At 64.7% G+C, this 25,542-nt stretch carries 21 protein-coding genes; 17 read left to right on the forward strand and 4 right to left on the reverse strand.

Annotated elements, in window-relative coordinates; genetic code table 11:
- Positions 1-198 precede the first annotated feature (198 nt).
- The 11 genes from IE116_RS25465 (at position 199) to IE116_RS25515 (ending at position 12,745) form a co-directional block, all read left to right on the forward strand.
- Positions 199-990, forward strand: a complete 792-nt coding sequence (locus tag IE116_RS25465) for a cysteine hydrolase family protein (RefSeq protein WP_189616725.1) — start codon at positions 199-201, stop codon at positions 988-990.
- 88 nt (positions 991-1,078) lie between these two features.
- A complete protein-coding gene (locus IE116_RS25470; protein WP_189616726.1) occupies positions 1,079-2,122 on the forward strand; it encodes an ABC transporter substrate-binding protein in 1,044 nt (347 codons plus the stop codon).
- 121 nt (positions 2,123-2,243) lie between these two features.
- Positions 2,244-3,023 (forward strand): SDR family NAD(P)-dependent oxidoreductase, encoded by a 780-nt coding sequence (locus IE116_RS25475; RefSeq protein ID WP_229828933.1) that lies wholly within the window; start codon positions 2,244-2,246, stop codon positions 3,021-3,023.
- A gap of 96 nt (positions 3,024-3,119) precedes the next feature.
- Positions 3,120-4,592 carry an allantoinase AllB gene (gene allB / locus IE116_RS25480; protein ID WP_189616728.1) on the forward strand — a complete coding sequence of 491 codons (1,473 nt, stop codon included), beginning with the start codon at positions 3,120-3,122 and terminating at the stop codon, positions 4,590-4,592.
- Positions 4,589-5,527: an ABC transporter ATP-binding protein gene (locus IE116_RS25485; protein WP_189616729.1), complete on the forward strand. Its 939-nt coding sequence runs from the start codon at positions 4,589-4,591 to the stop codon at positions 5,525-5,527. Before allB ends, IE116_RS25485 begins: the two co-directional genes overlap by 4 nt.
- The gene (locus IE116_RS25490; RefSeq protein ID WP_229828935.1) at positions 5,524-6,357 is read left to right on the forward strand and encodes an ABC transporter permease; all 834 of its coding nucleotides are present in this window, start codon (positions 5,524-5,526) and stop codon (positions 6,355-6,357) included. The genes IE116_RS25485 and IE116_RS25490 overlap by 4 nt, the downstream gene beginning before the upstream one ends.
- Positions 6,358-6,380: 23 nt before the next feature.
- A complete protein-coding gene (locus IE116_RS25495) occupies positions 6,381-7,007 on the forward strand; it encodes an LOG family protein (RefSeq protein ID WP_189616731.1) in 627 nt (208 codons plus the stop codon).
- A gap of 50 nt (positions 7,008-7,057) precedes the next feature.
- Entirely contained in the window at positions 7,058-7,468 is a 411-nt protein-coding gene (locus IE116_RS25500; protein ID WP_189616795.1) for a DUF3830 family protein, read from the forward strand.
- A 120-nt stretch (positions 7,469-7,588) separates the two neighbouring features.
- Positions 7,589-8,635 carry an ABC transporter substrate-binding protein gene (locus IE116_RS25505; protein ID WP_229828937.1) on the forward strand — a complete coding sequence of 349 codons (1,047 nt, stop codon included), beginning with the start codon at positions 7,589-7,591 and terminating at the stop codon, positions 8,633-8,635.
- An 18-nt stretch (positions 8,636-8,653) separates the two neighbouring features.
- Positions 8,654-10,429: an amidohydrolase family protein gene (locus IE116_RS25510; protein WP_229828940.1), complete on the forward strand. Its 1,776-nt coding sequence runs from the start codon at positions 8,654-8,656 to the stop codon at positions 10,427-10,429.
- Between the two features lie 90 nt (positions 10,430-10,519).
- Complete coding sequence (locus IE116_RS25515; RefSeq protein WP_189616733.1) at positions 10,520-12,745, forward strand: TonB-dependent receptor; 2,226 nt, start codon at positions 10,520-10,522, stop codon at positions 12,743-12,745.
- A 56-nt stretch (positions 12,746-12,801) separates the two neighbouring features.
- Here IE116_RS25515 and IE116_RS25520 read toward each other — a convergent pair whose 3' ends face one another.
- From IE116_RS25520 to ilvA, 3 genes are all read right to left on the reverse strand, one after another.
- On the reverse strand, positions 12,802-13,635 hold the full coding sequence (locus IE116_RS25520; RefSeq protein WP_189616735.1) for a shikimate dehydrogenase family protein: 834 nt from the start codon (positions 13,633-13,635) through the stop codon (positions 12,802-12,804).
- Between the two features lie 16 nt (positions 13,636-13,651).
- Positions 13,652-15,085: an MFS transporter gene (locus IE116_RS25525; RefSeq protein ID WP_189616737.1), complete on the reverse strand. Its 1,434-nt coding sequence runs from the start codon at positions 15,083-15,085 to the stop codon at positions 13,652-13,654.
- A 230-nt stretch (positions 15,086-15,315) separates the two neighbouring features.
- The gene (gene ilvA / locus IE116_RS25530) at positions 15,316-16,860 is read right to left on the reverse strand and encodes a threonine ammonia-lyase, biosynthetic (protein ID WP_268249252.1); all 1,545 of its coding nucleotides are present in this window, start codon (positions 16,858-16,860) and stop codon (positions 15,316-15,318) included.
- Between the two features lie 226 nt (positions 16,861-17,086).
- Here ilvA and IE116_RS25535 point away from each other — a divergent pair, with 226 nt between their 5' ends.
- From IE116_RS25535 to IE116_RS25555, 5 genes are all read left to right on the forward strand, one after another.
- On the forward strand, positions 17,087-18,067 hold the full coding sequence (locus IE116_RS25535; protein ID WP_373303118.1) for a Bug family tripartite tricarboxylate transporter substrate binding protein: 981 nt from the start codon (positions 17,087-17,089) through the stop codon (positions 18,065-18,067).
- Positions 18,068-18,123: 56 nt separating this feature from the next.
- On the forward strand, positions 18,124-18,693 hold the full coding sequence (locus tag IE116_RS25540; protein ID WP_189616742.1) for a YqaA family protein: 570 nt from the start codon (positions 18,124-18,126) through the stop codon (positions 18,691-18,693).
- Positions 18,694-18,758: 65 nt separating this feature from the next.
- Complete coding sequence (locus tag IE116_RS25545) at positions 18,759-19,115, forward strand: arsenate reductase (RefSeq protein WP_189616744.1); 357 nt, start codon at positions 18,759-18,761, stop codon at positions 19,113-19,115.
- Between the two features lie 147 nt (positions 19,116-19,262).
- Positions 19,263-23,192: a DUF3683 domain-containing protein gene (locus IE116_RS25550; RefSeq protein WP_189616746.1), complete on the forward strand. Its 3,930-nt coding sequence runs from the start codon at positions 19,263-19,265 to the stop codon at positions 23,190-23,192.
- Positions 23,193-23,282: 90 nt separating this feature from the next.
- Positions 23,283-24,050, forward strand: coding sequence for a flagellar brake protein (locus IE116_RS25555; RefSeq protein WP_189616748.1), 768 nt, complete (start codon positions 23,283-23,285; stop codon positions 24,048-24,050).
- Here IE116_RS25555 and IE116_RS25560 read toward each other — a convergent pair whose 3' ends face one another.
- Positions 24,051-24,776, reverse strand: a complete 726-nt coding sequence (locus tag IE116_RS25560; protein ID WP_189616751.1) for an RraA family protein — start codon at positions 24,774-24,776, stop codon at positions 24,051-24,053.
- Positions 24,777-24,989: 213 nt separating this feature from the next.
- On the opposite strand from IE116_RS25560, the gene IE116_RS25565 reads away from it, so the two are divergent.
- Positions 24,990-25,487: an HIT family protein gene (locus IE116_RS25565; RefSeq protein WP_189616753.1), complete on the forward strand. Its 498-nt coding sequence runs from the start codon at positions 24,990-24,992 to the stop codon at positions 25,485-25,487.
- Positions 25,488-25,542 lie beyond the last annotated feature (55 nt).

Here is a 25,542-nt window from a genome sequence, read left to right on the forward strand (position 1 = left end):
TGCCGCACCGGCAACAGAGTAACGCCAAAACGGCAATGAATTGAATCGCTCAAATGGCCAGACAGGTACGGGCATTGCATTAGGTAGAGCCAGGGACGCGGCGCGCCCGGTATCGGTGCCTGCCGCGGCCTTGGATGGAATCCGGCAGCAGTCATGGCCGCCGGGTCCACCGCCTCAACCCGACCTTCAGACTCCGCCATGTCCCAGACCACCTCGACTTCCGATACGACCTTTGGCCCGGCATCCGGCAACGTCTGGACGCGCCGCGGCGACGCCCTGAGTCTGGTGCGGCCGCCCCACGTGCCGCGGCCGGTGCAGTTCGCCGCCGATGACCACCCCATTGAAATCGACGTCGCGGCGACGGCGCTGATCATCATCGACATGCAGAACGACTTCTGCCACCCGGAAGGCTGGTTCGGCCAGAAGGGCATCGACGTGTCGCCCATGCGCCAGCCGATTCCCGCCATCGCCGCTTTGCTCGACGCCTGGCGCGCGGCCTCGGGCCGGGTGGTGTGGGTGAACTGGGGTATCCGCGCCGACCGCCTGAACCTGCCGCCCACCGTGCTGTTCAAGGGCAAGCGCACCGCCGACGGCGTGGGGTATGCCGAGACGTCGCCGCTGGACCACGGCCAGAGCGTGGTGCAAGGCAGCTGGGGCGCGCAGGTGGTTGAAGAACTGCCGGTCGTCGCGGGCGACATCACCGTGCACAAGCATCGCCTGAGCGGTTTCTGGGACAACGAACTGGACAGCCTGCTGCGCCAGCAGGGCATCACGACCTTGCTGTACGCCGGCGTGAATACCGACCGCTGCGTGTTCTCGACCCTGCAGGACGCCGCCTTTATTGGCTACGACAACATTCTGTTGAGCGATGCGTGCAGCACCGCGTCGCCCGACTACGTGACCCAGGCCATCCATTTCATCGTGCGCCAGCTGCATGGCTTCGTGGCCACGTCGGCCGCGCTGACCGACGCGCTGCGCAAGCAGGCCTGAGACGGCAGCCCCGGCCCTTCTCGCAGCACCCGTTTCCACATTGTCCGCGTTCCCCCGCATGTCCTCCGCCACCCCTCAGGAGCATTTCATGATTGCGAGTTTCAAGAAGTTTGCCGTGTCGGCCGCCGTGACCACGGCCCTGGGCCTGACCTTCGCCGTGCTGCCGACCGCAGCCAGCGCGCAAACCAAGATCAAGCTGACCTTGAACTGGAAGTACGAAGGCCCGCAAGCCTGGTTCTTTCTGGCGCAGGACAAGGGCTACTTCAAGGCGGAAGGCCTGGATGTCGAAATCGACCAGGGAGAAGGCTCGGCCGCCGGCGTGCCCAAGGTGGCCGCCGGCACCTACACCGCGGCCTTTGGCGACATGAACGCGCTGATCGACTTCGCGGCCAAGCGCCCGGCCGATGCCCCCGTGGGTGTCTACACGCTATACAACTCGGCCCCGTTCACGGTGGTCGTGAAGGCCAACAGCCCGATCAAGACGCCCAAAGACTTCGAAGGCAAGACGCTGGGCGGCCCGGCGAACGACGGCGCGCTCAAGCTCTTCCCGACCCTGGCAGGTTCTGCAGGCTTTGACCTGAACAAGGTCAAGATCAGCAACATGGCGCCCAACCTGCGCGAACAGATGTTGATCCGTGACCAGGTGGACGGCGTGTTCGGCTACATCAACACGGTGTGGTTCGCGGCCAAGGCCAGCGGCATGGATCCGGAAAAAGACCTGCGCTTTATCCGCTACGCCGACTATGGGCTGGACCTGTACTCCAACACCATCATGTTCTCGCGCAAGTTCACGAAAGAGAACCCCGAGGCCGTGAAGGGCTTCCTGCGCGCCCTGAACAAGGCGATCAAGGAAGTGGTGGCCAATCCCGACGAAGGTATTGCTGCCGTCATGAAGCGCGAGCCGCTGCTCAAGCCCGAGCTGGAAAAGGAAAAGCTGCTGGCCACGCTCAAGCGCGACATGAGCCATCCGGAAGTCGCCAGGATCGGCCTGGGCGCCATCGATGACGCGCGCCTGAAGAAGTCGATCGATCTGGTTGTGAAAGCTAACCAATTGACGACGACGCCGGCCACCGGCGACGTGTTCGACAGCACCTTCCTGCCGGCACGCGCGGACCGTCCGTCCAAGCTCTGAAACGACGAAGGACCGACCGCAAGGATGGTCTGACCCCGATCGGCGCCTGCCTCTGCCTGAACCTGCACTGCGCAGGCGCCGACTCCCCAAGAAAGACGCGAGAAAGATGATGGATTTGCAGTTGAAAGACAAGGTTGTGGTCATCACCGGTCCGGCCAAGGGCATGGGCCGCGCAATCACCCTGGCGTTCGCCAGGGAAGGGTGCGCATTGGTATTGACGGGCCGTGATGTCGCGGCGATCGAACCCGTGGCGGCCGAAGCGCGCGATTTGGGCGTCAAGGTGCTGGTCGTGCCGTGCGACCTGACCGACGATACGCAGACCGAAGCGCTGGGCCGCGCCGCCGAAGAGGCCTTTGGCCGTGTCGACGTGTTGGTCAATGTGGCCGGCGGGTCGGGCCCGATCGGCAAGACCGGCTGGGAAACCACCGCCGCCGAGTTCGACGAGATCGTTCGCCTGAACATGTCGGGCTGCTTCAACACCATGCATGCCGTGCTGCCTGGCATGATCGCGCGCCGCTACGGCAAGATCGTGAACGTGGGCGGTACCTTTGGCATGCGCGGCCGCGCCGGCCGCATGGCGTATTCGGCGTCCAAGTGGGGCCTGCGCGGCATCACCAAAAGCTTCGCGCTTGAAGCCGGTCCGCACAACATCAACGTCAACAACGTTGCCCCGGGCATGGTCGATGGCCCTCGGTTTCGCGAGAAGGTCTGCGCCGACATGGCCAAGCGCCTGAACATCACGCTGGAAGAAGCCATGACGAAACACGCGATGGACTATGCGCTGCGCCGCGTCACCGTCGACGACGACGTCGCCAATGCCTGCCTGTTCCTGGCCAGCGATGCGTCGCGCCAGATCACCGGCGCCGACCTGCCGGTCGACGGCGGATGGGCATCGCTCTAAGCATCTTTCAAGCAGTCGTCGAGGCAGTGATCGACGCATCGGGTACGGCATTTCCAGCACGGCAATCAGCACGGCATTTGAGCAAGGAACGAAGTCATGAGTCAGGTAGACCTGGTCATCCGCGGCGGCAAAGTGGTGTCGCCCGATCACATCATCGAGGCGTCTGTCGCCATCGACAACGGCATCATCGTCGCGGTGGGTCATGACGACCTGATGCCTTCGGCCCGCGAGGAAATCCGCGCCGACGGCTTGTATCTGTTGCCCGGCGCCATCGACAGCCACGTGCACTTTCGCGATCCCGGCTACCCGAACAAGGAAACCTGGAAGACCGGATCGGCCGCGGCTGCCTGCGGCGGCGTGACCACCGTGTTCGAAATGCCCAACACCAACCCCGCCACCGGCACGGTCGAAGCGCTGCGCATGAAGCAGAAGGCGGCCGAGTCCTCGTATGTGGACTTCGGCATTCATGGCCTGTTCGGTGACGATACCGTCGATCGCCTTGAAGAACTGCTGGACGCCGGCGTGACCAGCTTCAAGGCCTTTGTCGGCAATACTTTCGGCAACCTGCCGGCGCCGACCGACGGCTGCCTGCTCGAAGGCTTCGAAAAACTGGCGCCGCTCGGTATTCGTACCGTCGTGCATGCCGAGAACTCGTCCATCATGGCGCGCCGCCAGGCCAAGCTGCAGGCCGCCGGCCGCAACGATCCCTTCGCGCATCTGGCCGCGCGTCCGGCCGTGGCCGAGATCGAAGCCATTGGCCGCGTGGTTACGCTGGCGGAATGGACCGGCGCCCGCGTGCACATTGCGCATCACAGCTCGGCTGACTCGTTGTACCTGCTGCGCGAAGCCAAGCGCCGGGGTGTGGACGTGACGGCGGAGACTTGCCCGCAATACATGCTGATGAACGTGAACGACATGTCACGCCTGGGCGGCATCCTGCGCCTGAACCCGCCCATCCGCGAAGCACGCCATAACCAGCCGTTATGGGATGCGCTAATGGACGGCACCATCGACATGATCGCGACCGATCACGCGCCGCACACGCCCGAAGAAAAGACGCGCGAAAGCATCTGGGATTGCGATTGCGGCTTCCCGGGTGTCGAAACGCAAATGCCGCTGATGCTGACCGAGATCAACAAGGAACGCGCCACGTTGATGGACTACGTGCGCTGGAGCTCGGTCAACCCCGCCAAGGCCTGGGGCCTGTATGGCGTGAAGGGCGTGATTGCCGCCGGCTCGCATGCCGACATCGCCATCGTCGACATGGACAAGCAAGGCGTGGTCAACCAGGGCAAGCTGCAGAGCGTCAGCAAGATCTCGCCGTGGAACGGCCGTGTGGTCAAGGGTTACCCGATCCACACGCTGGTGCGCGGCCGCTTTGTCATGCGCGATGGCGCCCTGGTGGAAGATGCCGCCGGCTGGGGCGTGTCGGTCAAGGCCGTGCAGAAGATGCCGACGCCCAAGCCCCGCAATACCGAGACGTACACCACCGCGATCCTGACGCGGCCCGAAGGCGCACCCGTCAGCGCGCGGCCGTCCGCCGACGTGATCGAAGGAACCCTGCCATGACCCAATCGTTCATCGATCTGGCCAACGTGTCGCTGCAGTATGGCGGCGGCACGATTGCCCTGGACCACACCAACCTGCGCATCGACAAGGGCGACTTCGTGGCGCTGGTCGGGCCCAGCGGCTGCGGCAAGTCCACGATCCTGAAGCTGGTTGGCGGGCTGCTCACGCCAACGTCGGGCGCCGTGATCGTGGGCGGCCGCGAAGCCGGGTCACCGGGTGCGCGCATCCATAACCCGCATGCCCCGCGCGTGCGGATCGGCCTTGCTTTTCAGAATCCGACGATGCTGCCGTGGCTGACGATTCGCGAAAACGTCATGATCCCGCTCAAGATCGTCGAGCCTTTTCGGTCGGAATACGCCCGCAAGAAAAAGGGCGAGTTCGCCGAACGCGCCGAAGCACTGCTGGCGCAGGTCGGCCTGAAAGGCTTTGGCGACAAGCGCCCGTGGCAGCTGTCGGGCGGCATGCTGCAGCGTGCATCGCTGTGCCGCGCGCTGGTGCACGACCCGCAACTGCTGCTGCTGGATGAACCCTTCGGCGCGCTGGACCAGTTCACCCGCGAAGAGCTGTGGGCGATCATGCAGGACCTGTGGATCACCAAGCGCCCGACCGTGCTGCTGGTGACGCACGATCTGCGCGAATCGGCCTACCTGGCCAACCGCATCTGTGTGATGAGCTCGCGTCCCGGTCGCATTCTTGAAGATCGCGACGTCGAATTTTCCCGGCCGCGCACCCTGGAATCGAGCTACGCGCCCGAGTTCGCGACCCTGGTGCAGGAACTGCGCATGCGGATCGCCCATGCGCGCACCGACAGCGATGCGCAGGAAGCTGCCGCAGATGCCGTTGCCCATGCCGCTGTCCATGCGGCTGCCGGTGCCACGGTGCCGACCGCTGGTCTCGCCACTACCGACGTCCCCAACCCAAGGAGAGTCGCATGAGCGCGGCGTCCCCCTCGATTCCTGCTGTGAAGGCCGGGCCCAAGCCCGCCGCGCGAATGAATCCCAAGACCAAACGCTATCTGCTGTCGGCGCTGACGCTGGTCGGCTTCTTTTTGCTGTGGGAAGTGATCTGTCTGGCCAGCGGCGTGTCCGACCTGGTGCTGCCGCGGCCGTCGCAGATCGCGGTCGTGCTGTGGCAGAAGTTTCCCCTGCTGTGGCCGCACACCGTGCAGACCCTGTACACCACGGTCGTCGGCTTTGCATTGGGCGTGCTGGTCGGTGTCGTGATCGGCGTCATCATCGGATCGTCGCGGCTCGCGTACGACGTGGCCTACCCGCTGCTGGTCGGCTTTTCCAGTATCCCCAAAGTGGCCGTGGTGCCGATCTTCGTGGTGTGGTTCGGCTCGGGCACGGTGCCCGCGATCCTGACCTCGCTCGTCATCAGCATCTTCCCGGTCGTGGTGAACGTCGCCACGGGCCTCGCCACCACCGAACCCGAACTGGAAGACGTACTGAAAGTGCTGGGCGCCAGCAAGCGCGACATTCTCTGGAACGTGGGCCTGCCGCGTGCCTTGCCCTACCTGTTCGCGTCGCTCAAGATCGCCATCACCCTGTCGTTCGTCGGCACCGTGCTGTCCGAAACCGTGGCGGCCAACAAGGGGATCGGCAACGTCATGATGATTGCGAGTGGCAACTTTGATGTGCCGCTGGTATTCGCCGGCCTCTTCATCCTGGCCGTGCTGGGTGTGCTCTTATATGCCATCTCTGCGTATATCGAAGGCCGGTTGACCGGCTGGACCCAACGCAAGACCGACATGGCCATGGCCTGAGCCCCTTCACCCAGCATCTTTCTATGACGACACCTACCTCTCCCATCGACGCGATCACCGCGTCGCCCACCCTTATAAAAAGCGTGGCGGTTTTCTGCGGTTCCAACTTCGGCGCATCGCCGGAATACGCCGATGCCGCCCGCGCCCTGGGCACCGAAATCGCCCGCCGCGGACTGACCCTGGTCTATGGCGGCACGCACAAGGGCCTGATGGGTCTGATGGCCGATGCGGCCCTGGCCGCCGGTGGCCGGGTGGTTGGCATCATCAACCAGCGGCTGCACGACCGCGGGCACCTGCATCCCCTGCTTACGCAACATGAAATCGTGACCGACATGCGGGCCCGCAAGGCGCGCATGGCCGATCTGGTCGATGCCTTCATCGCCATGCCCGGCGGCCTGGGCACGCTCGAAGAACTGTTCGAAGCCGCCACGCTCACGCAACTGGGCGACCACACCAAGGCCTGCGGCGCGTTGAATGTGCGGGGCTTTTACGACCCCATGCGCGCCATGCTGACGCGCGCCGTGGACGAAGGCTTTTTGAAGACCGAGCACCGCGACATGATCGTCATCGATGCCGATCCGGCTTCCTTGCTCGATGCGCTGGCAGACTGGAAAGCCCCGACCGTGAACAAGTGGATCGAAAAAGCATGAGCCAGGAAACGAGCATGAATAACAGCACGGACAGCACTGCCCCCGCCCCCATCAAACGCATCCGCATGACAGCCGGCGGCTACACCTTCATCGCCGAAACCCACCCCGACGCGCCGCTGACCGTGGCCGCCTTTGAAAAGCTGCTGCCCTATAAGCAGAAGCTGATCCACGTGCGCTGGAGCGGCGAAGGCTGCTGGATTCCGCTGGGCGACTTCCGCCTGGGCGTCGACTTCGAAAACCACACCAGCCATCCGTCCAAGGGCGACATCTTGTTCTACCCGGGCGGCTACAGCGAAACAGAGATCATCCTGGCCTATGGCCCCTGCTCGTTCTCCAGCCGCATGGGCCAGCTGGCCGGCAACCACTTCCTGACCCTGGTCGAGGGCAAGGAACACCTGCAAGCCCTGGGCAAGAAGGTGTTGTGGGAAGGCGCGCAGGACGTGCTTTTCGAAGCGATCTAACCAAGACAGGCTTTCCGGCCGTCGGGCTTTCCCACGTGGGCAACACCACGTGGAAAACACCATGCGGGCTGGCTCGACATGGGCTCTCCCTTTTCCATTCCACTCACCAGGATCTTCACCATGCGTTTCGTCCCGCTCCGCCGTGTGCTTCTTGGCGCACTTGCCGCCTCCGTGTTCGCACCGATGATGGTCCAGGCGCAAGCGCCCGCTACTGTGACGCCGATCAAGTTCGTGCTCGACTGGAAGCTCCAGGGGATCCACGCGTGGTACTACCTCGCTATGGACAAGGGCTACTTTGCGCAGGAAAAGATAGACCTCACCATCGACCAGGGCGACGGGTCGGCCAACGCCGTGACCAAGGTCATGGCCGGCACCTACCAGGCGTCCTTCGGCGACGTGAACGCCATCGTGCAAGCCGCCGCCACCCGCCCGGACCAGGCGCCCGTCATGGTCTACATGCTGTACAACACCGCGCCGTACGCCATCATGACCAAGGCCAGCAGCAACATCCGCACGGTCAAGGATCTGCAGGGCAAGACCATCGGGTCGCCCGCCGGCGGCGCGGCCTACAAGATGTTCTCGGTGCTGGCCGAAAAGAACGGCATTGACCCGTCCAAAGTCACGTGGACCAACATGGCGCCGAACCTGCAAGAGCAGATGCTGCTGCGCGACCAGGTCCAAGCGTCCGCCGTGTTCACCGTCACCAGCTACATGAACCTGGTCGCGCAGAACGTCGATCCGGACAAAGACATCCGCTGGATCAACTATTCAGAGAACGGCATCGACCTGTACGGCAACGGCGTGCTGGTGTCCCGTCAGCTCGTGAAAGACAAACCCCAGGTCGTGGCCGGCCTGGTGCGCGCCATCAACAAGGGTGTGCGTGATGCGATCGACAATCCCGACGCCGCGATCGAAGCCCTGGCAAAACGCGAACCGCTCATCAACAAGGATCTGGAAAAGCGCCGGCTCATGTACGCGCTGAAGAACGTCGTGCTGACGCCCGAAGCCATGAAGAATGGCGTGGGCGACGTGAACGACGAACGTTTCAGCCGGTCGATCGACCAGCTTGCCAAAGCCTTCGAACTGACCGCCAAGCCGGCGGCGAAAGACGTGTTCGACCGCAGCTTCCTGCCGCCCTTGGCGGAACGTCAGTTTTCGGTGAAGTAAGCAGAAGAGGAGCGCGCGATGGCGGACCCACGCAGGACACAACACTCGGGTGCTGCCAGCGCCTTCGTCATCAACGCCGACTGGTTGCTGGCTGACCCGGGTGTCGAGGCTGCGCGCAAGGGCGTGCAGGTCTCCATCGATGAAGGCAGAATCGCGGCGATCAATGATGCCTCGGGGCCGCATGCAAACGCGGTTTCGTTTGATGTGGCATCTGCTACTTCGCCAGGTGCTGCGCCTGCTTCTGCGATGACAGGCGCGTCGCCTGCCGCAGGGGCGTCGTCCGGCTCCCGCCGTCTCATCCTCCCCGCGCTGTCCAACGCACACGATCACGCCCGCACCTTCCGCAGCGCCACGCTCGGCGCTTTTGCGCGGCCGCTGGAAGGGTGGCTGCCGTTCCTGGGCGTCACGCCAGCCGCTGACCCCTACCTTGGCGCGGCCACCTCCTTCGCACGATCCGTGCGCCACGGTGTCTCGCACCTCATGGTGCACTACACCCGCGTGCAGGGCAGCCTGCCGTATGTGGAAGAAGCCGAAGCGGTCGCTAAGGCCGCCCGCGACGTCGGCGTCAACATCGGCTTCGCGGTGGCGATCAGCGACCGTCACGCCATCGGCTACGCCGACGACACCACCGTCCTCAACGCCGTCCGCGCCGACATCCGAGACGAAGTCTCTGCGCGACTAAAGCCATCTCCCTTGTCCCCCGCCGACTACCTCGCGCGTGTCGATGACGTCGGCCACATGCTGCGTGAAGGCGGCTACGCCGACCACGTCACCCTGCAATACGGACCCGGCGGCGTGCAGTGGTGCAGCACACCCCTGCTGTCCGCCATCGCGCAGGCCAGCGCCGACACCGGCCGGCCCGTGCACATGCACCTGCTTGAAACCCGCTACCAGCGCGAATGGGCCGACCGCACGTTCCCCGACGGCATGGTCCGCTATCTGGATTCGATAGGCCTCCTCAGCCCACGCCTGACCCTGGCGCACTGCGTCTGGGCCCGGCCCGACGAACTCGCCCTGCTGGCCGAACGCGGCGTCACCATCGCCGTCAACACCAGCTCCAACCTCGGCATCCGCTCCGGCATTGCCCCGGTCGGCGAAATGCTGCGGCAAGGCTGCTGCGTGGCCATGGGCCTGGACGGCCTCGCGCTCGATGAAGACGACGACGCCCTGCGCGAAATGCGCCTGGCCTACGCCCTGCACCGCGGCTGGGGCTACGACGTGGCCATGACGCCGGCAGATCTGTGGCGCTTTGCAGCGCGCAATGGGCGGCGCAGCGTGATCGGGATGCAAGGAGAGGCCCGGGAGGCCGGCAGGCTGCATGGCAGCATGGCTGGTGCGTTGACCGGTGTTGCGGATCGCGCAAGGTCTGACTTTAAAGGTAACGCCAACGGCGTCACCCGTATCGGTACCCATACCGGCACGGGCACTCGCACCGACACTGTCGCCAACCTGGGCGGCCGCCTTGTCGTCGGCGCCCCCGCCGACTTGCTTGTGCTGAACTGGGACGCCGTCGACGACGACGCCCTGTTCGACGACGTCGACCCGCTCGACATCCTGCTCGCCCGCGCCCACGCCGGCCATCTGCAGGACGTCTACATCGGCGGCCACAAGATCGTTGAAGGCGGCCGCGTCATCACGGTGGACGAAGCCGGCATGCGCGCCGAACTCATCGCGCAAGTGCGCGCCAGCCTCAAAGGCAACGCCGCTGCGGCGCGGTGGAAAGAGGTCGTGGGGCAACTGGCGGACGACCTTGGCCCGTTCTACCAACACAGCCCGTTCAGCGGTTGCTGCTGATAGTAAATACGAATCATTCACAATTGGTTGGCGTGGTCCTGCATGGTCCGATAACTGCTTTTTGCCGCAGCGTGCGGCAGGGAGGGGATCATGCAGAATCTATCCAGCCAGCGCCGGGCGGCGCGGCGGATCGGACTGGGAGTGGCCGGGATGGTCGCCGTGGCGGGTGCCGCCGTGGGAAGTACCGCCATGGCGCAGACCGACGTTTCGCATACCGACGTGGCGCAGACCAAGTTGCCGCATACCGGCGCGGCACAGAGCACTCCGGACCGCAGGCCGCAGACACTTTCCACCATCACCGTCAACGCCGACGCGCTCGACCCCGATGATGCCCGGCCCGCATCGGTATCCACGGCCACGCGCACTGCCCTTGATGTCAAAGACGTGCCGCAAAGCATCGATTCGCTCGAAGTCAGCAAATTCAAGGCTTATGGCATCAACGATCTGAGCATCATGCTGCAAGGCGTGCCGGGCGTCGAAAGTTTCTACGACACGCGCGGCGAAGGCATCATGATCCGCGGTTTTGAAGCGAGCTATGGCGACTTTTACCGCGACGGTATCCGCGAAAGCGGGCAGGTCCGCCGCAGCACTGCCAACGTCGAGCGCGTGGAAGTGCTGAAGGGGCCGGCCGCCGTGCTGTACGGACGGGGCGCAGGCGGCGGCATCATCAACCTGATCAGCCGGCAGGCCAGCTTCGACGCCGTCAGCAGCGTGGGGCTGCGCGCCGGGTCGTGGGAGAACCGCGGCGCCAGCGTGGACGTGAACCGCGTACTGTCGCCGCACTGGGCGGTTCGATTGAGCGCCGACCGTGAACAGGCGCATGGCTTTCGCGAAGGCATCCGCAATCGGAATACCATGGTCTCGCCCAGCGTGGTGTTCGACAATCAGCGCGGCCTGCGCTGGGTCGGTCAGTACACACGGGACGACGTCTGGCGCGTGCCGGACCGCGGGCCGAGTTATGACAACCTGCCCGCCGGGGTATCGCGGCGCAACGGCTTTGCGCACCCGGGCGATTACATCGAAGATTCGCTGCGGATGTTCCGGTCCGATCTGTCATGGCAATTTCATCCGGACTGGTCCTTGCGCTGGGTGGCCAGCCATCGCCAGGCGGACCAGGACTTCGACCACTATTTTGCCGGCACGTATTGCGACGGATCGCGCCTGACCAGTGCGGGCCAGTCGTGCACCTGGCCTGGCCGCGTGCGCCAGAATTATGCGTGGCAGCAGACGCGTAACGTGACGCAGACCCATATCCTGGATCTCACCGGCAAGGCAGTGACAGGGGGCATCAGCCACGACCTGCTGCTCGGCTTTGAAGCGACCCAGGAAGAGCGCAGTCCGCGACTGTCCAGCGGCGCGTCCAACTCGTTCATCGATCCTTTTGACCCGCCCGGCGCGGCAAGTTGGGTGACCCGGCCGCCGCAAGGCGCGCCCACGCAACACAACCAGCACGAAGCCAAGGCGCGCGCTGTGTACGTGCAGGACGTGATCACGATCACGCCGCAATGGAAACTGCTGACCGGCATGCGCTTTGACAGCTACCGGTTTCACAGCACCAATCGCGTTAACGGCGCACAGCGCGAGCACAGCGGCCAGACGTGGAGCCCACGCGCCGGCCTGGTGTGGCGGCCGCTGGGCGCGCACAGCGTGTACACGTCGTACAGCAAGAGCTTTGCGCCCTATGGCGGACGCGGCATGCTGAGCGTCTCCACCGCGCCCAATGCCGTGTTCGATGCCCAGCCGGAATATTCGCGCCAGTACGAAGCGGGAGTGAAGAGCGATTGGCTGGACGGACGGGTGTCGACCCAGTTCGCGATCTACGACCTGCGCCGCTACAACGTCAGGTACCAGCCCGACGCCACCAACGACCCGTACACCTTTGCGGTACGGGGTTCGGACGGGTCGCGCGGCATGGAATTCAGTGCGTCCGGACGCGTGGCAGCGGACTGGTATCTGCGCAGCGGTGTGGGTCTGCAGCGCAGTACGGTGCGAGAAGACCGCCTGACGCCGGCCAATGCCGGACGGCATCTTGCCAACACGGGCAGCGTCAACGGCAGCCTGTTTGCGCGCTACGTGCCCGCGCCGGCCTGGTATGTGGAAGCAGGAACGACCTTTGTGGGCAGGCAATGGGTGAACCTGGCGAACACCAGCCGCATGCCGGGCTATGTGCGGGTGGACGCCTCAATCGGATGGCGCCCCATGCCGTGGACGGTCACGCTGGCCATGACCAACCTGCTGGACAAGCGCTATTGGCGGTCCAACAGCATGCCGGGTGCACCCCGCGGTGTGTTGCTGAGCGCGTCGTATCTGTTCTGACATCACCGCTGTTCTGACATCACCGGCGAGTGCGGCGCCGCGATCTGGCGGACCTCTCACTCCGGCAACCGCGCCACCTTCCGCAATTCCTCGGCTGTCGCCGTCCCGAACCCGAAGAACTCCAGATAGGCCGGAATCTGTTCAAACAGCATGTCCGTGCCCACCTGGATTCCGCAGCCTTTGGCCTGCGCGGCCTTCAGCAGTGGCGTCATGGTTTCCTTCATGACGACCTCGCCCACGAACGTGCGAGGATCGATCCGCGAGATGTCGAAGGGCAGGGGGTCATCGGCTCGCATGCCGAGCGGGCTGGCGTTGACGATCAGGTCGAAGCCGGCCGGATCGTTCGATCCGGTCTCGATGGCCAGTTCCGGATAGTGCTCGGCCAGCCGCAAGGCCAGGGCGTGGGACGACGCATCCGACACGTCGTACAGCGCCAGTTCCGCCACCCCGGCCGCCGCCAGCGACGCCGCAATGGCGCAGCCGACGCCGCCATTGCCCGACACCAGCGCGCGCGCCCCGGTCAAGGCGACGCCTTTGCGCTGCACGCCGCGCACGAAGCCCGCGCCGTCGAACATGTCGCCGAGCAGCGACCCATCGGGCCGTCGCAGCACGGCGTTGCAGGCGCCGGCCACGCGGGCCGTGGTGGTCACGTCGTCGACCAGATCCAGGGTGGTGATCTTGTGCGGCATGGTGATCAGCGCGCCCGCCAGATTGGTCAGCGTGAACAGCTGGCACAAGGTGGCGGGATAGTCCTGAACGCGGACGCCCATGGGCACGACCACGGCGTCGATGCCCCGGCTGTCGAACCAGGGGTTGTAGATCATCGGCGCCCGAAAACTGTCGGTGGGATAGCCGATGTGGGCAATGAGCCGGGTGGTGCCTGTGATCATGACGGGGCCCAGGCGATCAACGCGCGGCGGATGCAGGGGATGCAGCGGATGAGGAACCCGCATCTCCGTTCGCCATCGTCTGCGCCCGCAGCCGCAGGTACTCCGCCTTGTCCACCGGTCGGGCAAGGGGGTCACCCAGGTCGTCCATGCGAACGCGGTAGGTCTCGCGGGCCGTCCATGCCGACAGCGCCGCAATGCCGCAGATGCTTAGGGTGATCATGCCGATCGTGAACGGAATATTGTTCGATCCAGGTGGCGCGACGCTCACGAACAGGGCAGGCAGCAGGGCGGTGAACGCCGTGCCGACGTTCTGTGAAATGGCCATGCCGGACACGCGGGTGCGCGCCGGGAACATCTCGGGATAGAAGCTTGGAAACACGGCGTTGTAGCCCTGGTAGACCACGCCCCACATCAGCAGCGACAGCACAATGGCCAGCGGCACGTTGTGGATGCTGATGGCGTACAGGTAGCCGAACGACAGCAGCCCCGAGGCCAGCGCGCCAACGATGATGGGTGGGCGGCGGCCGATCCGGTCCGACAGGTTGCCCACGAACGGGATCACCAGCACGGCCAGGATGTTGCCCACGACCGGGATCCACAGGTACACATCCTTGGCGAAACCGATGCCGTAGCCCGGCTGCACGGCATACGCCGCGCCGAAGACCGTGGCCACCACCGGAATCACGTTCATGAGCGAGCACAGCATCACGCGGATCATGTCGCGCCAGCTGTCGGTCACGGCCTGGATCACCGGCGCCTTGGGCACCAGCCCCTTGGCATCGACTTCCTTGAACACGGGCGTTTCGTGCACCTGACGGCGGATGATGTAGCCCGCCACGATCACCAGGAAGCTCATGATGAACGGCACGCGCCAGCCCCACGACAGGAAGGCGTCGGGCGACATGTAGTGCGCCAGCGGCAGGAACACGGCGGCAGCAAGCACCTGGCCGGCCTGCACGCCCTGCAGCGTGAAGCTGGAATAAAAGCCGCGGCGACCGAACGGCGAGTGTTCAAGGATCATGGAACTGGCGCTGGAAATTTCACCGGCCACCGCAAAGCCCTGGATCAGGCGCAGTGCCACGAGCATGGCGGGCGCCCACAGCCCGATCTGGTCGTAGGTGGGCAGCAGGCCCACGGCCACGGTCGAAAATCCCATCAGGAACATGCACAGGATCAGCACGCGTTTGCGGCCGTGCGTGTCGCCCCAGTGACCCAGAATGACGGCGCCGATGGGGCGCGCGATGTAGCCGACGCCATAGGTGGCGAGCGATGCAATGATGGCGACCTTGGGGTCGGTCTTGGGAAAAAAGATCTGCGGGAAGATCAGCGCCGCAGCCGTCGCGTAGATGAAGAAATCGTAGTACTCGAGGGCCGAGCCGATCCAGCCGCTGGCAGTCGCCTTGCGGGTCTGGCGCGAAGCCTTGGGGGGATCGGAAGCGTGGGTGTTCATGGGTGTCTCCTGGGAGCCCGTATCGGGTCGTTCACGGCCATCTGCGGCCGTTTGGCGGGGTGGACGCAATCTACAGAGAGGCCCCCACCCGAACAACGCGCGGGGCGTGGTTCGGCAATTCACGATCCGTGAACCCAAAGACAAGACGAATGCGGCGACGCCAACGCGCTTTGCGCACGGGCATAAAAAAAGCCCCCTTGCAGGAGGCTTTTGTCAGACCGTGAAGCGGATCATCTCAGGAACAGCGCGTAGGCCGGATTCCTGGACTCGTCCCAGTAGCGATAGCCCAGGTCTTTCAGGAAATCGGCAAAGGCGTTCTGATCCGACGGCGGCACTTGCAGGCCCACCAGGATGCGGCCGTAGTCGGCGCCCTGGTTCCGGTAGTTGAACAGGCTGATATTCCAGGTAGGCGACATCGAGCTCAGAAAGCGCATCAACGCGCCGGGGCGCTCCGGAAATTCGAAGCGGTACAGCAGTTCGTTGTCGGCTGTCGGCGCCGCGCCGCCCACCATGTGGCGCAGGTGGGTCTTGGCCAGTTCGTCGTGCGACAGATCCAGCGCGGTAAAGCCGTTGCGGCGGAAGTTGGCCGCGATCTTGGCGGATTCGCCATGCGCCGAAATCTGCAGGCCCACGAACACGTGCGCCTTGGCCGACGTGCCCATGCGGTAGTTGAATTCGGTCACGCTGCGGCCGCCGACCAGTTCGCAGAAGCGGCGGAAGCTGCCGCGTTCTTCGGGCATGGTGACCGCAAACACGGCTTCGCGCGCTTCGCCCACTTCGGCCCGCTCGGCCACGAAGCGCAGGCGGTCGAAGTTCATGTTGGCGCCGCAGGCAATCGCGGCCACCGTCTTGTTCTTCCACTTGTTGGCGGCCAGGTACTGCTTGGCGCCGGCCACGGCCATGGCGCCCGACGGTTCCAGCACGCTGCGGGTTTCCTGGAAGACATCCTTGATGGCCGCGCAGATCGCGTCGCTATCCACCACCACAAAATCATCCACGTACTTGCGCGCCAGGCGGAAGGTTTCTTCACCCACCAGCTTGACGGCGGTGCCATCGGCAAACAGGCCGACGTCGGGCAGGGTGACCCGGCGGCCCTTGCGCACGCTCTGCATCATGGCGTCGGATTCTTCGGTCTGCACGCCAATGATCTTGATCTCGGGCCTGAGCGCTTTTACGTACGCCGCCACACCCGAAATCAGCCCACCACCGCCGATCGCCACAAAGATCGCGTCCAGCGGGCCAGGGTGCTGGCGCAGGATTTCCATGCCGATGGTTCCCTGGCCGGCGATCACGTCGGGGTCGTCGAACGGATGCACGAAGGTCAGCTTCTGCTTGGCTTCCAGTTCCTTGGCGTGGTGATAGGCGTCGGTGAAGCTTTCGCCGAACAGCACCACTTCGGCATCGCGGGCGCGCACGGCGTCCACTTTCACCTGCGGGGTGGTCACGGGCATGACGATCACGGCGCGACAGCCCAGGCGCTGCGCCGACAGGGCCACGCCCTGGGCATGGTTGCCGGCGGATGCGGCAATGACGCCCCGCGCCAGCGCCTTGGGCGGCAGGTTCGCCATCTTGTTGTAGGCGCCGCGCAGCTTGAAGCTGAACACCGATTGCGTGTCTTCCCGCTTGAGCAGCACCGTGTTGCCAATGCGCGCCGACAGCTGCGGGGCAGGGTCGAGGGCGGTTTCGACGGCAACGTCATAGACCTTGGCGGTCAGGATGCGCTTGAGGTAGTCGGTGGACATGGCGGTGGATGCGTAAGCGGTTGGCGAAGCCAAATAGTGTGACACATCTGTACACGCAGGAAAAAATCGTGAGCAGGCATGGGGTCAGACCCTGCGCCGAAGGGGCGCGCCTGCAACCTGCGATATGCTCTGCCGGGCGATTCGCTGCGCGAGCAGACCGGACACGATCCACGCGCCACCGCATTCGCATCACACAAAAACGACAGCACGACACGGAGCACGCATGCCTTATCCCTTCACGACGGGCCAGACCGGCCGTCTGCCCCGATTCACGACCCTGGTCGCCGCCGTGGCCGGCGTCGCGGCCTTTGCCGCGGCCCTGCCGTCCTACGCGCAAAGCGACTATCCCAGCAAGCCAATCCGGCTGATCGTGCCGTATGCGGCCGGCGGCTTTGCCGACACCCGCGCGCGCCTGATCAGCGAGCAACTGGGCAAGGCGCTGGGCCAGACGGTGGTGGTCGAGAACAAGGCCGGCGCCGGTGGCGTGATCGGCACCGACGCCATCGCCAAGGCCGCGCCCGACGGCTACGTGATCGGCATGGGCAATCTGGCTCCGCTGTCGGTCAACCCCACGTTGATGAAGAATCTGCCCTATCAGCCGCTCAAAGACCTGGCGCCCGTGGTGCTGATCGAAACCGGTCCGCTGATCCTGAGCGTGGGCAATTCCGTTCCGGCCAGGTCGGTGCAGGAACTGATCGCCATGGCAAAAAAGCAGCCGGGCAAACTGGCGTTCGGTTCGTCGGGTGTGGGCGGTGCTCACCACCTGTCGGGCGAAATGTTCAAGATGCAGGCCAGGATCGACATCGTCCACGTGCCCTACAAGGGCGGCAACCTGGCCGCGACCGATCTGCTGGCGGGCCATATCCCCATGATGTTCGAGATGGGCTATGCGGCATTGCCGTCAATCAAGGCAAACAAGATCCGGCCGCTGGCCGTCACGTCGACCAAGCGCCTGGCCGTGCTGCCCGACGTACCCACCCTGGCCGAATCGGGACTGACCGGGTTCGAGTCCTATAACTGGCAGGGCATCGTGGCGCCGGCCGGCACCCCGCCGGCGATCCTTAAGCGGCTGAATGTCGAAATCAACAAGCTGCTCGACGCCGGTCCGCTCAAGACGGCCATCGTTGATTCGGGCAGCCAGGTCGGTGGCGGCACCCCACAGACCTTCGGCGCCTTCATCGCGAGCGAATCGGCCAAGTGGTCGGCGCTCGTCAAAGAAGCCGACATCCGGATGGAGTGAGCGGGCCGGGTGCGGTCGCCGCAGCATGGCGATCGCACCTCTTCCGACACCGCGACATGGAAGCCTGGATCCAATCCTCCGTCACCTGGCTGCTGACCACGCTGGCGTTGCCCGAGGTCGGGCTGTCGGCGATTTTTGTCGTCAGCCTGATCTCGGCGACGCTGTTGCCGCTGGGTTCCGAGCCGGCGGTGTTCGGATATGTGAAAATATCGCCTGACATGTTCTGGTACGCGGTCGGCACCGCCACCCTGGGTAACACGGTGGGGGGCATGATCAGCTACTGGATGGGCCGCGCCGCCAAGAACGGCGTGGACCGCCTGCGGCACCGCCACGAAGCGCATCGCCTGGCCGAAGGGCACCATGGACCGCCGCGGCCGATCAATCACCATCACGGCGATCACGGGCAGCACGGCCGCTGGCATGCGCACGCACGGCGCTGGCTGGACCGCTGGGGTCCCAAGACGCTGTTGCTGTCCTGGGTGCCGCTGGTGGGCGATCCGCTGTGCGCGGTGGCGGGCTGGCTCAAGCTCGATTTCTGGCCTAGCGTGCTGTACATGGCGATCGGCAAGCTGGCCCGCTACATCACCATGACCGCAGCGTTGCTGTGGATGTTTTCGCCGAACTGACCGCCCGGGGGTGACCTCCGGGCGACAATCCGCTCCGGCCTCCCTTTTTGTATGCGATCCGTTCCATGACCTCGACCACGCTCTACGGCCTGCCCAACTGCGATTCCTGCCGGAAGGCGCGCCAGTGGCTGACCGCCCAGGGCATCGCGCATGACTTTGTCGATTACCGCCAGGCGCCGCTGCCGGCCACCACCCTGCAGGACTGGTCGGCCCAGGTCGGCGGGTGGAAAACGCTGGTCAACCGGTCGTCCACCACTTGGCGCAACCTGCCGGATCCGGTCAAGAATCCCCAGAGCGATGACGAATGGCTGGCCCTGATCGCGGCGCAGCCGACCCTTGTCAAGCGGCCGGTGTTGCTGACGCCCGACGGCGTCGTCAGTGTCGGATTCTCCGAAAAAAGCTATAACGCACGGTTCGGCTGACGTTTTCCTGCCTGCGTCGCCCAGTGTTTTCTGCCCGGCCACTGCCCCGCGGATGACTCGCTTTTGCCCGTCCTGTCGGGCTCGCCCCACCTTGCACACCGGGCCGTCGGCTAGAATGACGGCCCAAGGGAAGAAGTTTTACCCATCATGAACGCCCCGCTGCCTCTCGACCTCGTCGTCCCGCCCGCCACTAGCCGGCTGCGCGAAATCCCCTACAACTACACGTCGTTTTCCGATCGCGAGATCGTTCAGCGCCTGCTCGGGCCGCAAGCCTGGGACATGCTGAACGACCTGCGGGGAGAACGGCGCACGGGCCGATCGGCCCGCATGCTGTACGAAGTGCTGGGCGACATCTGGGTGGTGCGGCGCAATCCGTATCTGCAGGATGACCTGCTCGACAATCCCAAGCGCCGCCGCGCGCTGGTCGAGGCCCTGGAACACCGCCTGCGTGAAGTCCAGCGCCGCCGGGAACCCGCCGACAGCGAACGCGACGGCAAGGTCGGCCGCCTGCTCGACATGGCGCGCGCCGCTGTCCAGGCCTTCGAACTGGAATTTTCCGATACGGCCGAACTGCGCCGCCGGGCGCTCAAGACGCTGGGCCGCATCACCCTGCGCGACAACATCAAGTTCGACGGCTTGTCGCGCGTCTCGCACGTGACCGACGCCACCGACTGGCGCGTCGAATTCCCGTTCGTGGTACTGACCCCGGATACCGAACTCGAGATCGCCGCCATGGTGCGCGCCTGTATCGAGCTCGGGCTGACCATCATCCCGCGTGGGGGTGGCACGGGCTACACGGGCGGCGCGGTGCCGCTGACCTGGAAGTCCGCCGTCATCAATACGGAAAAGCTGGAAACCCTGGGCGAGGTCGAAATCGGCCCCTTGCCCGGCGTCGACAAGCCGGTCGCCACGATCTTCTCGGGCGCGGGCGTGGTCACCAAACGCGTGTCCGACGCGGCCGACAAGGCAGGCTTCGTGTTCGCGGTCGACCCCACCTCGGCCGAGGCGTCCTGTGTGGGCGGCAACGTCGCCATGAACGCCGGCGGCAAGAAGGCGGTGTTGTGGGGCACGGCGCTCGACAACCTGGCCTGGTGGCGCATGGTGGACCCGCAGGGCAACTGGCTGGAAGTCACTCGCCTGGACCATAACCTGGGCAAGATCCACGACGTGGCCGTGGCCCGCTTTGAATGCAAATGGTCCGATGGGGCGCACGCCCCCGGCGAGCGTCCGCTGCGCAGCGAAATGCTGGACATCCACGGCCGCGTGTTCCGCAAGGAAGGCCTGGGCAAGGACGTGACCGATAAATTCCTGTCGGGCCTGCCGGGCATCCAGAAGGAAGGCACCGACGGCCTGATCACCTCGGCGCGCTGGGTGCTGCATCGCATGCCCAAGCACGTGCGCACGGTCTGTATGGAATTCTTCGGGCAGGCGCGCGACGCCATCCCGTCGATCGTCGAGATCAAGACCTACCTGGACGGCGAAGGCATGGCGCGCGGCGCGATCCTGGCCGGCCTGGAACACCTGGACGAACGCTATCTGCGCGCCGTCGGGTACGCCACCAAGAGCAAGCGCGGCACCTTGCCCAAGATGGTGCTGATTGGCGACATCGTCGGTGACGACGACAACGCCGTGGCCGTGGCCGCGTCCGAAGTCGTGCGCCTGGCCAACACCCGGCATGGCGAAGGGTTCGTTGCCATCAGCCCCGAAGCCCGCAAGCAGTTCTGGGCGGATCGTTCACGCACCGCGGCCATCGCGCGCCATACCAACGCCTTCAAGCTGAATGAAGACGTGGTGATTCCGCTGCCGCGCATGGGCGAGTACACCGACGAGATCGAACGCATCAACATCGAGCTGTCGACCCGCAACAAGCTCAAGCTGATCGACCAACTGGTGCCGTTCTTCGACGGCGAGCTGCCGCTGGGCAAGAGCGAAGATGGCGAGGGTGACAAGCTGTCGCCGGAAGAATTGCTGGGCGACCGGCCTGTGCAGGCGCTGGAACTGCTGAGCGCCGTGCGCGAGCGCTGGAACTGGGTGCTGCGCCACATGGATCTGCCGCTGGCCGATACGCTGGGCGAATTCGCCCGCATCGGCCTGGGCACCATGCTGCCCGCCCTGCAGGAACGCCTGCAGCGCCAGCCCGAAGCGCGCGTGTTCGACGTGGTGCAGGATCGCACGGTGCGCATTTCCTGGCGCGCCGAACTGCGCGCGCCGCTGCAGCGCATCTTCCTGGGCGCGGCCTATCTGCCGATCCTCGAGAAGGCGCAGGAAATCCACGACAAGGTGCTCAAGGGCCGCGTGTTCGTCGCGCTGCACATGCACGCCGGCGACGGCAACGTGCACACCAACTTGCCGGTCAATTCCGACAACTACGAAATGCTGCAGGAAGCCAACGAGGCGGTCGTGCGCATCATGGACGTGGCACGGTCGCTGGACGGCGTGATCTCGGGCGAGCATGGCATCGGCATCACCAAGTACGAATTCCTGTCGGAAGCGGAGCTCGCGCCGTTCCAGGACTACAAGCGCCGCGTCGACCCCGACAACCACTTCAACGCCGGCAAGCTGATGCCGGGCGGCGACCTGCGCCACGCTTACACGCCCAGCTTCAACCTGATGGGCCATGAATCGCTCATCATGCAGCAGAGCCACATTGGCGAGATTTCGCACGCTATCAAGGACTGCCTGCGCTGCGGCAAGTGCAAGCCGGTGTGCGCAACCCACGTGCCGCGCGCCAACCTGCTCTATTCGCCGCGGAACAAGATCCTGGCGACCTCGTTGCTGGTCGAAGCCTTCCTGTACGAAGAGCAGACGCGCCGCGGCATCAGCATCAAGCATTGGGAAGAGTTCGAAGACGTGGCCGACCATTGCACGGTCTGCCACAAGTGCGAAAAGCCCTGTCCGGTCGATATCGACTTTGGCGACGTCTCCATGAAGATGCGCAGCCTGTTGCGCCGCATGGGCAAGAAGTCGTTCAACCCGGGCACGACCGCGGCCATGTTCTTCCTGAACGCCAAGGATCCGCGCACCATCAACGCCACCCGCACGGCCATGGTGGGCATCGGCTACAAGGCCCAGCGCCTGGCCAATGACCTGCTCGGCAAGTTCGCGCGCAAGCAGACGAAGCTGCCGCCGGCTACCGTGGGCAAGGCGCCCATGCGCGAGCAGGTCGTGCACTTCATCAACAAGAAGATGCCGGGCGGCCTGCCCAAACAGAGCGCCCGCAAGCTGCTGGATATCGAAGACGCCAAGTACGTCCCGATCATCCGCAACCCGCAGGCCACCAGCGCCGATACCGAAGCCGTGTTCTATTTCCCGGGTTGCGGGTCCGAACGCCTGTTCTCGCAGGTGGGCCTGGCCACGCAGGCCATGCTCTGGCATGTGGGCGTGCAGACCGTGCTGCCCCCGGGTTACCTGTGCTGCGGCTATCCGCAACGCGGCAACGGCATGGAAGACAAGGCCGAAAAGATCATCACCGACAACCGCGTGCTGTTCCACCGGATGGCCAACACGCTGAACTACCTGGACATCAAGACGGTGGTGGTGAGCTGCGGCACCTGTTACGACCAGTTGGCCGGTTATGAATTCGAGAAGATCTTTCCGGGATGCCGTCTGATCGACATCCACGAATACCTGCTCGAAAAGAACGTCAAGCTGGAAGGCGTGACAGGCACGCGTTACATGTATCACGACCCTTGCCACACGCCCATGAAGCTGCAGGAGCCCATGAAGACGGTCAGGGCGCTGGTCGGGCCGGATGTCGAAAAGAGCGATCGGTGCTGTGGCGAGTCGGGCACGCTGGCCGTGAGCCGGCCGGACATTTCCACGCAGGTGCGTTTCCGCAAGGAAGAGGAACTGCGCAAGGGCGCCGACAAGCTGCGGGCCGACGGTTTCGATGGCGACGTGAAGGTGCTCACGTCCTGCCCGTCGTGCATGCAGGGGCTCAAGCGCTACAACGAAGACGCCAACCTCGACGCCGACTACATCGTGGTCGAAATTGCCCGCCACCTTCTGGGCAAGGACTGGATGGAAAATTACGTCAAGGTCGCCAACGACGGGGGCATCGAGCGCGTGCTGGTGTAAAGGGGACCTGTGAAATAGGGCTCAAGTAAGCGGGGATGCGTTCGTTAAGAAGGCATAACCCGACCTTGCACCCTTGCTCCCCACATTCCCATGACAGACACGACTGCGTTGCCGCTGGTCCCTGAACGACTGACGAGCGAGGGCCTCGAGGACTACCGGATCTCGCAGCCGCTGGAAATCCAGACCCTGCTCAACCAGATGGCCGACCAGAACGTGCTGGTGGCGCTGACCACGCCGGGGGGTGCCAGCTACACCACCACGATCTGGGACGTGGACCGTGCAAAGCGGGTCGTGCGCCTGGGCGCGGACCTGATTGACCCGCAACTGGAACGCATCCTGGCGTCCGACGAAGTGTTTGCCGTCGGCTACCTGGAACAGGTCAAGATCCAGTTCGAGGTCGAGGGCCTGATGCGCGTGAAGGGCGAAGGCAGCAGCCAGGTGCTGACCTGCAGCTTCCCGGCGCAGCTGTACCGGTTCCAGCGCCGTTCCAATTTCCGCGTCCGTCCGCTGCACACGCCGCCCCCGGTGGCGCGCTTTCGTGTCGGCCCGGCCGCCGATCCGATCGAGCTGCGGGTGATGGATGTCAGCGTCACGGGTGTCGCGTTGCTGATGCCCGAAGGCGCCGCCAAGCTGGGCGCCGGTTCGGAAGTGGTCGCTGTCGACATCGAACTCGATGCGGACACCTATTTCACGACCAACCTCAAGGTCATGCACGTCAGCCCGCTCAAGAACGAGCAGCCGGGCGGACGGCTCGGATGTGAAATGGAAGGGCTGGACGGAACGGCCCTGCGGTCGCTCCAGCGATTCATCGACCAGACGCAAAAGCGCCGCCGCACCATGGCCTGGACCGACGTCTGATCAGGCGTTGCCCGGCAGGTCGGGCACCGCGGCGCCCGCATCGATCGCCGCGCACTTGATCGTTTCGAACCCGTGCTTCTTGGTGCACAGGCGCAGGACTTCTTCGGCGCGGTCGCGCGGAATGAAGCACACCCCCGTATCGTCCGCGACCACGATGTCGCCGGGCGACACGCGGATGCCGCCTATCTCCACGTCCCCGTTGATTTCCACCGTTTCCAGGCGCGACTTGCCCGTCACCGGGGTGATCTCGCTTGCCCATAGCGGATAGTCCACGCTGCGGGAATGCGCCACGTCGCGGATCCCGCCCGACACGATGGCCCCGGCTTCGCCCTGGCGCTTGCCGGTCTGTGCCGAAATCCCGCCCATGTTCGATACGCCGCTGACCCCCTGGATCACAACGACGTCGCCCGGCAGCGCCAGGTTGTGCGCCTCGAATTCGGCCATCTTGTTGACGTTGGCTTTCGACGTTTCGTAAGGGTGTTCGCGCTGGATGATATTGCGCACGGTCAGCGCCGGGCCGACCAGGCAGGCGCCCTGAATAGTGGGTTTCAGGAACGACGCGCCGATCACGCCGGTCAGACCCAGGCTGTCCATCACGTCCGACACAATGCCGCTCGCGTCTCCCAAGGCCTTGAACCCTTCGATCAGCCCATCGGGCGGGCGGGGCGTTTCCATCAGGCGGATCCGTTCGCGGGCGATCTTGCCCGTCAATTTCTTTTCGGTCATGGGGTCTCCAGGAGTATCGTCGGCCATGCGCGCGGAACGGCAGGCTCGGCGCCAGCACAGGTAGGTGGGTACGGACGTGCTAAATTTTCAGCCGCCGCGCGGGGCGTGGCAAGCGATGTTCACCGCAGCGGCCGGGCGTTCCGCGCGGCGGAATCACGCCGCTTCCCGCCTGCGGTTTTCCTTGATCGATCCATTCAGGACGGCCCTTCCTTCATGTCCGCTTCCCCCTCGACGCCCGGCTGTCCCCTGTGCCATCCCGCGACCCACCCCGTCATCTGGTCCGACGACCGGATTTATGTCATCCGCGTCGATGAACCCGACTACCCGGGCTTCACCCGCGTCATCTGGCGTGATCACGTTGCCGAGATGACCGACCTGTCGCCTGCCGACCGCGCTCACGTCATGGCGATTGTGTGGGTCGTGGAACGGACGCAGCGCGACGTGCTCGTGCCTGACAAAGTCAACCTGGCCTCGTTCGGCAACATGGTGCCCCACGTGCACTGGCACGTGATCCCCCGGTGGCGCGACGATCGGCACTTTCCTGACCCGTTCTGGGCACCACCCCGTATTGCTGCCGGAACCGAATCTGCCGGGTACGTCGCCCATCGTGAGCTTACTGTGAGTCTTTTGCCGCGATATGTCACCGAACTGGTGCAACGGCTAGCTGCCTTGGGCCAAATACAGGATTCTGTTCCTAGGGTATTCCCTTAGGTAGTGCCTCTAGGGAAGGGTGTTGCTCTGCAACATCCTACAATCGCGACACTTT

Origin of the sequence: Pigmentiphaga litoralis, assembly GCF_014651835.1 — a bacterium.
Taxonomy (GTDB): Bacteria; Pseudomonadota; Gammaproteobacteria; order Burkholderiales; family Burkholderiaceae_B; genus Pigmentiphaga; species Pigmentiphaga litoralis.